General features: G+C 27.8%; 8 protein-coding genes, 1 pseudogene and 1 riboswitch. Of the genes and pseudogenes, 3 read left to right on the top strand and 6 right to left on the bottom strand.

Annotated elements, in window-relative coordinates; genetic code table 11:
- Window positions 1-51 precede the first annotated feature (51 nt).
- Window positions 52-684, bottom strand: a complete 633-nt coding sequence (locus ACFIJ5_RS15455; protein ID WP_379808599.1) for an ECF transporter S component — start codon at window positions 682-684, stop codon at window positions 52-54.
- 86 nt (window positions 685-770) lie between these two features.
- Window positions 771-886, bottom strand: a riboswitch (FMN riboswitch).
- 257 nt (window positions 887-1,143) lie between these two features.
- On the opposite strand from ACFIJ5_RS15455, the gene eam reads away from it, so the two are divergent.
- Window positions 1,144-2,400: a glutamate 2,3-aminomutase gene (gene eam / locus ACFIJ5_RS15460; protein ID WP_379808601.1), complete on the top strand. Its 1,257-nt coding sequence runs from the start codon at window positions 1,144-1,146 to the stop codon at window positions 2,398-2,400.
- Between the two features lie 167 nt (window positions 2,401-2,567).
- Here the strand turns inward: eam and ACFIJ5_RS15465 are convergent, their stop codons facing one another.
- Complete coding sequence (locus tag ACFIJ5_RS15465) at window positions 2,568-4,724, bottom strand: Tex family protein (RefSeq protein WP_379808603.1); 2,157 nt, start codon at window positions 4,722-4,724, stop codon at window positions 2,568-2,570.
- A gap of 183 nt (window positions 4,725-4,907) precedes the next feature.
- Between ACFIJ5_RS15465 and ACFIJ5_RS15470 the strand changes: the two genes are divergently transcribed.
- A complete protein-coding gene (locus tag ACFIJ5_RS15470; RefSeq protein ID WP_379808605.1) occupies window positions 4,908-6,254 on the top strand; it encodes a M28 family metallopeptidase in 1,347 nt (448 codons plus the stop codon).
- Between the two features lie 147 nt (window positions 6,255-6,401).
- Here ACFIJ5_RS15470 and prfB read toward each other — a convergent pair.
- A protein-coding gene (prfB, locus tag ACFIJ5_RS15475; RefSeq protein WP_379808607.1) for a peptide chain release factor 2 occupies window positions 6,402-7,509 on the bottom strand; the annotation gives its coding sequence in 2 pieces (ribosomal slippage) (window positions 6,402-7,430 and window positions 7,432-7,509; 1,107 coding nt in all).
- Between the two features lie 87 nt (window positions 7,510-7,596).
- A pseudogene (gene secA / locus ACFIJ5_RS15480) lies at window positions 7,597-10,139 on the bottom strand (preprotein translocase subunit SecA).
- 242 nt (window positions 10,140-10,381) lie between these two features.
- Here secA and ACFIJ5_RS15485 point away from each other — a divergent pair.
- Window positions 10,382-11,149: a hypothetical protein gene (locus tag ACFIJ5_RS15485; protein ID WP_379808609.1), complete on the top strand. Its 768-nt coding sequence runs from the start codon at window positions 10,382-10,384 to the stop codon at window positions 11,147-11,149.
- 42 nt (window positions 11,150-11,191) lie between these two features.
- On the opposite strand, the gene hpf is transcribed toward ACFIJ5_RS15485, so the two are convergent.
- Both hpf and ACFIJ5_RS15495 read right to left on the bottom strand, forming a co-directional pair.
- On the bottom strand, window positions 11,192-11,728 hold the full coding sequence (gene hpf / locus ACFIJ5_RS15490) for a ribosome hibernation-promoting factor, HPF/YfiA family (protein ID WP_379808611.1): 537 nt from the start codon (window positions 11,726-11,728) through the stop codon (window positions 11,192-11,194).
- Between the two features lie 279 nt (window positions 11,729-12,007).
- On the bottom strand, window positions 12,008-12,643 hold the full coding sequence (locus tag ACFIJ5_RS15495; protein WP_379808613.1) for a ComF family protein: 636 nt from the start codon (window positions 12,641-12,643) through the stop codon (window positions 12,008-12,010).
- Window positions 12,644-12,649 lie beyond the last annotated feature (6 nt).

A 12,649-nucleotide genomic window follows, 5' to 3' on the forward strand; every position in this document is an offset into this window, starting at 1 on the left:
GAAAGCTGCTGCAATAAATCACATATTGCAGCAGCTAATTTTATTTAATATTTATTTATAATTTAATGACTTTTTTTCTTCAACAACTTTTACTTCTTCTTTGTGAAGTATTGGAGAAAGACTCTTATATACAACTCTAGTTACTATACATACCACAAATCCTTTTAACAAATTAAAAGGTATTATTGACCATACTATAAGAGTTTTTAAATCTACTACTTTAGGATTAACCTTTGAACCCATTCCTATTATCGCATTTATAGGAAATCCTAATACTTTTTCATACAATGGTAAATATATATAATAATTTAATATTCCTGCAACTAAACTCATTACTATACTACCACTAATTAAAGCTATTATTGCTCCTTTTTTATCCTTTTTAAATTTATATATACTTCCTGCTATAATTACTAATACTGAACCCCCTATAAAATTTGATAACTCACCAATAAATGCTGTTTTGCCAACAAATATTCCATGAAGTAAATTCTTAAAAAATTCAACAACTACTCCTGCTATAGGTCCAAATGTAAATGCACCAAGTAATGCCGGTAAATCACTTATATCAATCTTTAAAAAATCAGGAAATATAGGTATTGGTACTTCTATAAACATTAGTAAAAAAGCTATAACAGCTAAAAGTGATATTTTGATTTGTTTGTTTAACTTAGACTTTTTCATGAAAACCCTCCTATATTATTTCGGGGTATAGAGAGGATTCAAAAAGCCCTGACATAATGTCAGGGCTCAAAAAACTCATTTAACTCTCTTAACTTCTTCCATCCAGACTTTAACTGTCGGCTTCGGAATTTCACCGAATCAACCAAATGGCTCGCGGGCTCTTACCGCCGGTGGGGATTTTCACCCCGCCCCGAAGATTAAGTATTTTATTATAATTTCATTATATGTCTTTTAACTTTAAAAATCAAGAATATTTTATTAATTTTAAATCACACTATATAATATATGTGTTTATAATATAATTTTTTACTTATGTAATTAATTTTTGGTTTTTAGAGCCTATCCTTATTGGAAATAATTATAAGTTTGAATTTAATAATATTTTAATGTAAAATATTATTATTAGTTTAAAAAATATTTCAAATTTTTTAAATTAAAAAACTAGAGAGGAGATGTTCTATGAAACAAACTAGTAGAGAAATTTCTTTAGAAAGAGCTGAAACACTAAAATCAAGAATCGAAGACTATACAAAGATTAAAGATACTATCCCAAGAGGAATGTCTGAAAATCAAAAAGAAAAAATCAATTCAAAAAAACAACTAATCTTAAAATTGTTTAATGCAACAAATGAGGATTGGAAAAATTGGAAATGGCAACTAAAAAATAGAATTTCTGACGTTGAAACACTATCAAAAATAGTAAAATTAAATGATGATGAACTAAATGCTGTAAAAGAAGTAGGACAAAATTATAGATGGTCTATTTCACCTTATTATGCCTCTTTAATTGACGATGACAAATTTAATCCTGTAAAACTCCAATCTGTTCCTACAAAATTAGAGCTTTTAGACGAGCAAGGCAATGCGGATCCAATGGCTGAAGAGTTCACAAATCCAGCGGGCTCAATAACTAGACGTTATCCTGACAGACTTATTATTAATGTAACAAACGAATGTGCTATGTACTGTAGACATTGTCAAAGAAGAAGAAACATAGGCCAATGTGATAGTCATACATCTAAAGCTGTTCTTCAAGAATCTATAGACTATATAAAAAACTCTCCAGAAATACGAGATGTTTTAATAACTGGTGGTGATGCATTTACACTATCTAATGATATGCTTGATTGGCTTTTAGGAGAGCTTCATTCAATCTCTCACGTTGACTATGTAAGATTAGGTACTAGAACATTAGTTACTATGCCACAAAGAATTACAGACGATCTTGTGAATATATTAAAGAAATACCACCCAATATATATAAATACACATTTTAATCATCCTTTAGAAATAACTGAAGAATCGAAAGCTGCTTGTGAAAAATTAGCTAATGCAGGAATACCTTTAGGAAATCAATGTGTACTTCTTAATGGTATAAATAATGATAAATATGTTATGAGACTTTTAAATCAAGAACTATTAAAATGTAGGGTTAGACCATATTATATATTCCATGCAAAACATGTTATTGGGACAACACATTTTAATACCTCTGTAGATGATGGTATAGAAATAATGGAATACTTAAGAGGTTATACTTCTGGGCTTGCAATACCTACTTATATAATAAATGCACCTGGTGGACTAGGAAAAACTCCTATTCTTCCACAATATTTGATTTCACATGGAAAAGATTCAATTAAAATAAGGACTTGGGAAGGCAAAGTATTGGATTACCCAAATCATCCAACAGAAGATATAAAAAGTTTATTATAATATTTATAAACTCTTATTTCTTTACAAATCTTTATTTCCTATCTGTCTTTAATAATCTAGTTGTCATTCCGTAAAACTCATTGTGGTTTAATAACTAGAAAAGATATACTACTTAAAGACTTAAATTTAAAGCTTCAGATGGGTTCAACTCCATCTGAAGCTAAAAACTATATCTTCATAGAAAGTGCTACTCTTTTTCTCTTTTGATCTACGCTCAAAACTTTTACCTTAACTATATCTCCTACCTTAACTATATCTAATGGATGTTTTACAAATCTATCTGACATTTCACTTATATGAACTAATCCATCTTGATGAACTCCTATATCTACAAATGCACCAAAATCTGAAACATTTCTTACTGTCCCTGAAAGAATCATTTCAGGCTTTAAATCCTTAATATCCATAACGCCTGTTTTTAAAATTGGTTTTGGTAGTTCCTCTCTTGGGTCTCTACCAGGCTTTTTAAGTTCTTTCATTATATCCTCAAGAGTAGGAATTCCTACTTGCAATTCTTCTGCAAGTACATTTATATCTATACTTTCTAATTTACTTTCAATACCCTTTAAATCTGAACTTTTTAAATCTTTTGATACATATCCAAGTTTTTTTAGTAAATTTTTAGCTACATTATATGATTCTGGATGTACAGACGTATTGTCCAGTAATTGATTACTCTCCATAACCCTTAAAAATCCAGCACATTGTTCAAAAGCTTTTGGTCCAAGTCTCTTTACTTTTAATAATTCTTTTCTACTTTTAAACTTACCATTTTGCTCTCTATAATCTACAATATTTTTAGCAATAGAACTTGTCACTCCTGATACATATGAAAGAAGTGATGGCGTAGCAATATTCAAATCTACACCTACTGTATTAACACAATCTTCAACTACTCCTTTTAATGATTCATCTAATTTTTTAGCTGTTACATCATGTTGATATTGTCCTACCCCTATTGATTTAGGATCTATTTTTACAAGCTCTGCAAGAGGATCTTGAAGTCTTCTTGCTATAGAAATAGCCCCTCTTAAGGATACATTAATATCTGGATATTCTTTTGTAGCAAGCTTAGATGCAGAATATACAGATGCTCCGGCTTCTGATACAATAACATAATATAACTCTTTTGCCTTCTCTTCTTTTACTTCTTTTATAAGTCTTGCTATAACTTGTTCTGATTCACGACTTGCTGTTCCATTTCCTAAAGATATTACATCAACATTATATTTGTATACTAAATCTTTAAGAATTTTTATTGATCCTTCTATATCATTTTGTGGTGCTGTTGCATAAACTGTAGCTGTTTCTAAAAGCTTTCCTGTATCATCCAGAACAGCTATTTTACATCCAGTTCTAAAACCAGGGTCATATCCAAGCATAACCTTACCTTTTATTGGTGGCTGCATAAGAAGTGCTTTTAAATTAGCCTTAAATATATTTATTGCAGATTGTTCACCTTTCTCTGTTAATTCCGCTCTTATTTCCCTTTCTATAGAAGGATATATAAGTCTCTTTAATGAATCTTTTACACTATCTATTACATATTTATCTGTTTCTTCATTATCTTTTAAACATTTTCTATTTAAATAATTAATAATTTTTTCATTATTAACTGTTATTTTAACAGATAAAATTTTTTCTTTTTCACCTCTATTTATAGCAAGTATTCTATGCGGTGGTATTTTTTTTACAGGTTCACTATAATCATAGTACATTTCATAAGTAGTAGATTCTTTACTATCCCCTTTTGTTTGAACAATTCCCTCTTTTTTAACAATTTGTCTTATCCATTTTCTATAATCTGCTTCATCTGATATTATCTCACTTATAATATCCATAGCGCCTTGTAATGCTTCATCTATTGTATTAACTTCTTTTTCTTCACTTAAGAATTTTTCAGCATATTCTTTAATACTGCCTTGAAATTCACCACTAAAAATAGCATCAGCAAGCGGCTTCAACCCTTTCTCTGCTGCTATAATTGCTCTAGTCCTTTTCTTAGGCTTATAAGGTCTATACAAATCTTCAATTTCTGTAAGAGTTTCACCTTTTAATATTTTAACTTTTAATTCTTCTGTAAGTTTTCCTTGTTCTTCTATACTTTTTATAATTGTTTCTTTTCTTTCTTCTAAGTTTTTTAAATATACAAGTCTCTCATTAAAATTTCTTAAAACTTCATCACTTAATCCACCTGTTCTTTCTTTTCTATATCTAGCTATAAATGGAACTGTGTTACCTTGTTCCAAAAGTTCTATAACATTTTCTGCCTGTTTAATACTTATACTAAATTCTTTAACTAATTTACTCTTTATACTTTCCATAATTTCCTCCAAAACATAAGTTTTATATAACAGCTTTAGTGTTATTAATCAATATTTACTAAACTGTTATTTATTTTACAACAATAATTTATAAAAATCCAGTATTTAACTTCTATATCATTATCATAAATATTTATGTAATTTCATATTCATAATAAAGATATTAATTTAAAGGAGTTAAACATGAAAAAAAGGGGAAAATTAATATTTAATATTTTAACAATTATTCTATCAATATCGTTCATATTTAGCTTTAAAAATTATGTATGTATATCTCCTTTTAATACAAAAAACGTAAAAGAAAACATTGATTATATTGCTTCAAATAGGTTTAAGGGAAGATTACCTGGTACACTAGAAAATAAACTAGCAGCAACATATGTAAAAAATCAATTTAAAGAAATTGGTCTTTTACCTGTAGAAAACAATTATTTTGAAACTTTCACTATTAAGTATCCAAAAAGAATAACTAATAATTCTCCATATCTCAATGTATTAGATAAAAATAATAAACTAATACACAATTTTAAATATGGTAAAGATTTTAGAGAAGATATGATAAATTTTAAAAAAAATTCTATCTTCTTCAACAAAACAAACTCTCAATTTGCATCCAACAACTTTCTTAAAATTAATGATGGAAAAGACGTTTTTTTATTTTATGTTCCAGAAAACAACAAAATAAATTTTAGAAGTTCATTTATAGCTAACTATCCAACAAGTATGGGTATTATGATAACTCAAAATACATTTAATAAATTGCAACAATATACTAAAAGTGGTTATTCTATAAGCTGCTATATTCCTTTTGAAGTAAAACAGACTTCTGTAAATAATGTTCTAGGTAAAATAGAGGGTACAAATTCTAATTTACCCCCTGTAATAGTATCCGCACATTTTGATCATGTTGGCTGTGACTTATGTGGAAATATTTATAATGGCGCTTTAGATAATGCTTCTGGAACTTCTTTTATTATTGAAATGGCTAAATATCTTAAATCTTTTGGCAAACCTAAACGTGACATAATATTCGTTGCTTTTAATGCTGAGGAATTTGGTTGTTTAGGTTCTGAGAATTTTGTGAAAAAACATGAAAAATATTTAAAAGGTGCAAAAGTATTTAACTATGATATGGTCGGTGGAAACACTTCTTCTCCTTTATGTATAATGGGTGGGAAAAATGATACCAGTAAAACTCCTTTTTTAAGATCTATATCCACTACATGTACTAATGCTCACATATACTTTAATTATCTATTCCAGGACTCCAGTGATCATAAATCTTTTAGAAAATATAATATAGATGCTGTAACTTTTTGTGATAATGATTTATCTAAAATTCATACTCCAAATGATAAAGCAGAATTTATAGATACTACATCTATAAATAGATGTTTTAAAGTTTCATCAAAAGAAATTGTAAAATATTGCTTTGGGAAAAATCCATTTATTATTCATTATAAAATAATAATGATAATTTCTATATCCGGTGTGATAGCATTACTAATTTTAAGAAAAACTAACAAATAACAAGATAAAGTATAAAGATAAAAAAACAATAAGGATAATTTACAATTATAGATTTTCAAAAGTTCACTTTTGAAAATCTTCCTTATTTATACTTTTTTCTTTATACTTTATACTTTTTTCATAAGTTATTTTTTACTTTCTATCCTATCAAATTTCCTGTGATGCTAAATATGCATTAATAAAATTATCAATTTCTCCGTCCATTACAACATTTATATTTCCTGTTTCTTCACCAGTCCTATGATCCTTAACTAAATTATATGGATGAAAAACATAAGATCTTATTTGACTTCCCCATCCGTTATCCTTTAACTCTCCTGCTAAATCTTCTATTCTCTCTTTATGTTCACGTTCTTTTAATTCAACAAGTTTTGCTTTTAATATCTTCATAGCAGTTTCTTTATTTGTATGCTGACTTCTTTCATTTTGGCATTGAACTACAATACCCGTTGGAAGGTGAGTAATTCTAATAGCAGATTCTGTTTTGTTTACATGTTGTCCGCCTGCTCCACCTGACCTATAAGTATCTATTCTTAAATCATCACTTTTCAATTCAATATCTTGACTTTCATTTAATTCAGGTAGTACTTCCACAGATGCAAATGAAGTTTGTCTCTTTCCATTAGCATTATATGGTGAAATTCTAACTAACCTATGAATACCTTTTTCTGCTTTTAAGTATCCATATGCATACTCACCAATTACCTTTAATGTTACTCCTTTTATACCTGCCTCATCTGCTGGTATAAAATCTAATATTTCTATTGTATATTCTCTTCTTTCACACCATCTTTTGTACATTCTAAAAAGCATTTCTGTCCAATCTTGAGCATCATTTCCGCCTACTCCTACATGCAAATTTAAAATGGCATTATTCCTATCATAGTCTCCACAAAGTAAAGTTTCAATTTTCATTTTTTTTATGTCATCATCTAAATTTTTAAGTTCTTCTTTTATTTCTAAAGATGAGGACTCATCCTCTTCTTCCATTGATAATTGTATTAAGACTTCTAAATCTTCCAATTTACTTTCTATAGAATCAAATTTTTCTATCTTATCTTTTAGATTTTTGCACTTTTGGGTTATTTCTTGTGCTTTATCTATATCATCCCAAAAATTAGCTTCTTGCATTTTATTTTCGTATTCTTCAACTTGCTTTTTCAATGATGCAAGGTCAAAGTGAAGCCCTCATTTCTTTTGTAATTTGTTTTAGTTCTTTTACTTTTTCAATAAATTGTTCCAATTGTAAAATCACTCTCACTACCCCTTTCTCATTTTTAAATTAATTAAAATTGAGTTAGAAATCCTACGGACTCCTAACTCTTATTTTTTACATAAATGCTTAAACTACTCCTCTTCCACAACAGTTTTTATATTTTTTACCAGAACCACATGGACAAGGATCATTTCTACCTATCTTTTCTTCTTTTCTTTTATAAGGTTGTTTCTTACCAGAATCCTCCTCTGATTGATTTGTTGAAGTTATCTTAGCAACTCTTTCTCTTTCTATACTACTTTCAACTCTTACATGGAACAAATACTTAACAGTATCAATTCTAATATTATTTATCATTTCCTCAAACATTTCGCTACCTTCAAATTGGTACGCTTGTGCTGGATCTTGTTGTCTATACGCTCTTAATCCTATACCTTGTTTTAGATGTTCCATGTTATCAATATGATCCATCCACTTAGTGTCAACAACTCTTAGAAGTATAACTCTTTCAATTTCTCTCATCTGCTCTGAGCTAAACTCTTCTTCTCTTTTATTATAAATATCTTTTGCTATACCTAATAATTTTTCATTCATTTCTTCATTGGATAAAATCTTTAAGTCATCAACTTTGATCATTCCATTTGGAAGATAAATATCTTCTAAATACTGAATTAATTTCAAAAGCTCTTCTTCAAAAGTTTCTTCAACACCTGATATATGAGAATCAACCTCTGTATAAATTACATCTTGAATCATTTGCTGAATATCTTCTTGTAAATTTTCTCCCTGAAGTACTTGTGCTCTTTGTTTATATATAACTTCTCTTTGCTTATTCATAACATCATCATATTGAAGTACTGTTTTTCTTACATCGAAGTTATTTCCTTCAACTTTCTTTTGAGCACTTTCTATAGCATTAGTAACCATTTTGCTTTCTATAGCTTCATCTTCTTCAAGTCCTAATTTATCTATTACTGATTTAAATCTTTCTGACGCAAATATTCTCATTAAATCATCTTCAAGAGATACATAAAATCTTGACATTCCAGCATCACCTTGACGACCTGAACGACCTCTTAACTGATTATCAATACGTCTTGATTCATGTCTTTCAGTACCTATTACTTTTAGTCCACCAATTCCTTCGACACTATCACCTAGTTTTATATCCGTACCACGACCAGCCATATTAGTAGCTATTGTTACCATGCCTTTTTCTCCTGCATGAGACACTATTTCAGCTTCTTTTTCATGATATTTTGCATTTAATACTTGATGTGGTACTCCTTTTCTTTTTAACATATCTGATAAAAGTTCAGATTTTTCTATACTAACTGTACCAACTAACACTGGCTGACCTTTTTTATAAGTTTCATGCAGTTCTTCAACTATAGCCTTGTATTTTCCTTTTGCAGTCTTATAAACTTTATCTGACATATCCTTTCTTGCTATTGGCTCATGAGTAGGAACTACAATAACATCAAGACCATAAATTTCTCTAAATTCATTTTCCTCTGTTGCTGCTGTACCTGTCATACCAGATAACTTAATATACATTCTAAAATAATTTTGGAACGTAATAGTTGCTAATGTTTTAGATTCTTTTTGTATTTTTACTTTTTCCTTAGCTTCTATAGCTTGATGAAGTCCATCACTGTATCTTCTACCTTCCATTAATCTTCCAGTAAATTCATCTACTATTATAACTTCACCATCTTTTACCATGTAGTCTTTATCTTCTTCATCATAGAATTAGCTTTCAACGCTTGACCTACATGATGTTGTATTTCCATATTTTCTGGATCAGCATAGTTTTCTAATTTAAAAAATTCTTCTGCTTTCTCAACACCTTGTTGAGTTAATATAACAGAATTAGCCTTTTCATCAATTGCAAAATCTCCACTTTCTTTTCCCTCTTCAGTTTTCTCTCCTTTTGTTAATGTTGAAACAAAAAACTGAGCAATCTTATAAAGATCTGTTGATTTTTCCCCTTCTCCAGATATTATAAGAGGAGTTCTAGCTTCATCTATAAGTATTGAGTCAACTTCGTCCACTATACAATAATTTAATTCTCTTTGAACTCTTTCCTCTTTATAAATAACCATGTTATCTCTTAAATAATCAAATCCGAACTCATTATTAGTTCCATATGTAATATCAGAATTATATGCTTCTCTTCTTTCTTCTTGATCCAAATCATGAACTATTACACCTACGGTAAGGCCTAAAAATTCGTAAAGTTCTCCCATAGTTTCAGCATCTCTTTTAGCAAGATAATCATTAACTGTTACTATATGAACTCCTTTTCCAGTTAAAGCATTTAAATATGCTGGTAATGTAGCAACTAATGTTTTTCCTTCACCTGTTTTCATTTCAGAAATTCTTCCTTGATGAAGAACTATACCACCCATTATTTGTTCTCTAAAATGCTTTAATCCTAAAGTTCTAACTGAAGCTTCTCTAACTACAGCAAAAGCTTCTGGTAAAATATCATCTACAGTTTCTCCACTTTCAAGCCTTTGTTTAAATTCATCTGTTTTAGCTCTAAGTTCTTCATCACTTAATTTTTGCATATTTGAATCATATGATACAACCTTATCGACTATAGGTTTTATTTTTCTTAGTTGTCTTTCACTATATGTTCCTAAAATCTTATCTAGTAGTCCCATATCTTAACCTCACCATTCTTTTATATTTTTTAGTTAATTTTTTACAAATATCACTATCTATACTTAATAGATTATATCATTTAATATGCTTATATTCAACTTTAACAACCCACCTGTTCTTATATTTTCATATTTATCCAATGTTTTTCATGTTTTCTTCTTTACTTTATTGTTTATTATAAGTATTTTATGTATAATTAAACTTATAGTATAGTTGATAATAATTTGGGAGTGATTTTTAAATGTTACCTAATTCTCCTCATTTTATATTTTATGTAGAAAATATAAAAGATCTTGATGTTAAAAATTCTGATTTAAACAATTTCATAGATAAGTATTCATTAGAAAATTTATATTTTTTTACTCATTTATGCAATATGAGTAGACAAACTCTCTTAAAAAAATTGCATACTAAAAACATTTTATGTAATATTAGTAACATTATGACTCCAACTTATCTTTTAATTAATTATTGCAAATCATTAATGGAAGATTTTTCTGTATATCCCATTACTGATACGGATGATTTCGAGGATTTTCACATGTCACATGTGAAAATTAATTATACTGATCCAGATATTATATTTTTATGCACAAAAGAAATAAATGAACAACAATTAACTTTTATAAATAATACTACCGTTCCTATAGCCATATCATCAAACCTATGTCATAATAGGCTGGTTAAATGTAATAAATGCTTTAAAAATTGTAAATTACGAGAAATAAATTTAAAACATAAACATAGAATCATTATGCCTGATTTACCACCTTCATACAATTCTTCTGTATTATTTAAAGAATTAAATCTTCATCCTAAGCATACTGTTATGATTACTACTTCACTGAGAGATGATTATATACAATATAAAAGAATGGGATGTAAAATAATTTTATTATTAAGAAATGAAGAAGATTATAAGAATTATTTAAATTCTCCACATGATGTTGATTTAGTTTTAAATAACTTTGATAATTTTTTTTATTTTTTAAAATTAAAAGCGGAATAAATTTTTATTCCGCTTTTTTTATCTTTAATATTAAATTATATTTTACATGAATTCAGGTTCTATTAATCCATAATTTCCATCTTTTCTTTTATATACTACATTAACTTCTAAATTTTCTGCATCCTTATATACGAAAAAATTATGTCCTAAAAGTTCCATTTGCAAAACTGCCTCTTCAACAGACATTGGCTTTATAGCAAACTTCTTAGTTTTTACTATTTTAGGTTCTTTCTCCTCATCATCTCGTGGTTCATAATCAGGTATAGAAGAAAATCTAACTGAACCTTCATGAATTCTTCTTGCTAACTTAGTTTTCTGCTTTCTTATTTGTCGTTCCAATTTATCTAATACGAGATCTATAGCAGCATACATATCTTGGTGTGATTCTTCACCTCTTAAAATTACTCCGTTAAAAGGAATGGTAATTTCTATAATTTGATTATTCTTTTGAACACTAAATGTTACTTGAGCTTGCACGCTAGGTTCAAAATATCTATCCAATCTTGATAATTTTTTTTCTACCATGTTTTTCAATGCATTTGTAACTTCTATATTCTTTCCTTTAAATTTAATTATCATAACGCCAGCCCCTTTCTTAGTTGAACACTTATAAAGGTTTATTTTATATTATTATTCTACATCTGCGTAATTAATATTACAACTGATATTTTTGGAATTGACTAAATTTTTAGTTAATTTATATTGCTTTTATTTTAGTTTACTTGTTATATTCTTGTATTACTATTATATTTGTAGGATGATATTAATTTAGTTTTATGTTAAAATATAATTGTTGGGGTTTTTTAGTCAAGTAAGTATATTTTTCAAAGATTTGTATCTCTTTTAAACAATATTTTATCATATTTTACTTTTTGCTGCAGTTAATACTGTTACATTTTTTGCTCCATTATTTAAAAGTTGTAAAGCAGCACAATACACAGTAGCACCTGTAGTTACGACATCATCAATGATTAAAATACTTTTATTTTTGATATGATTTTCATTTACAACTATGAAACTTCCCATTATATTATTCCATCTCTCTTCTTTATCTAATCCTATTTGATCCTTAGTTTCTTTTACCTTTTTCAATAATTTAATTACTTGCTTGTTATATTTATAAGAAATTTTTCTAGCTAAATATTCACTTTGGTTGTATCCCCTTTTTTTCATAACTTTTCGACTTACAGGAATATATGTTAAAATATCATACTTTATTTTTTGATTATTTATTGTATCTATCATATATTCTGATAATATATATCCACATTTGAAATCACTTTTATATTTTAATCTAGCTATCATTTCTTTTATAATATTAGAATAATATGCTGCACTATAGATATTTAAAATTGTCTTATTAATACTTATCTTTTTAACTTGTAAACATCTTTTAACTTTGTAAGAACATTCTTTACAAATCAAATCACCATCGTATATTTTTTTGTTACAAATCACACACTTTTCATCATTATAATATATTATATTTAACAAACAACT

This window comes from Haloimpatiens myeolchijeotgali (genome assembly GCF_042688525.2).
Classification (GTDB): domain Bacteria; phylum Bacillota; class Clostridia; order Clostridiales; family Clostridiaceae; genus Haloimpatiens.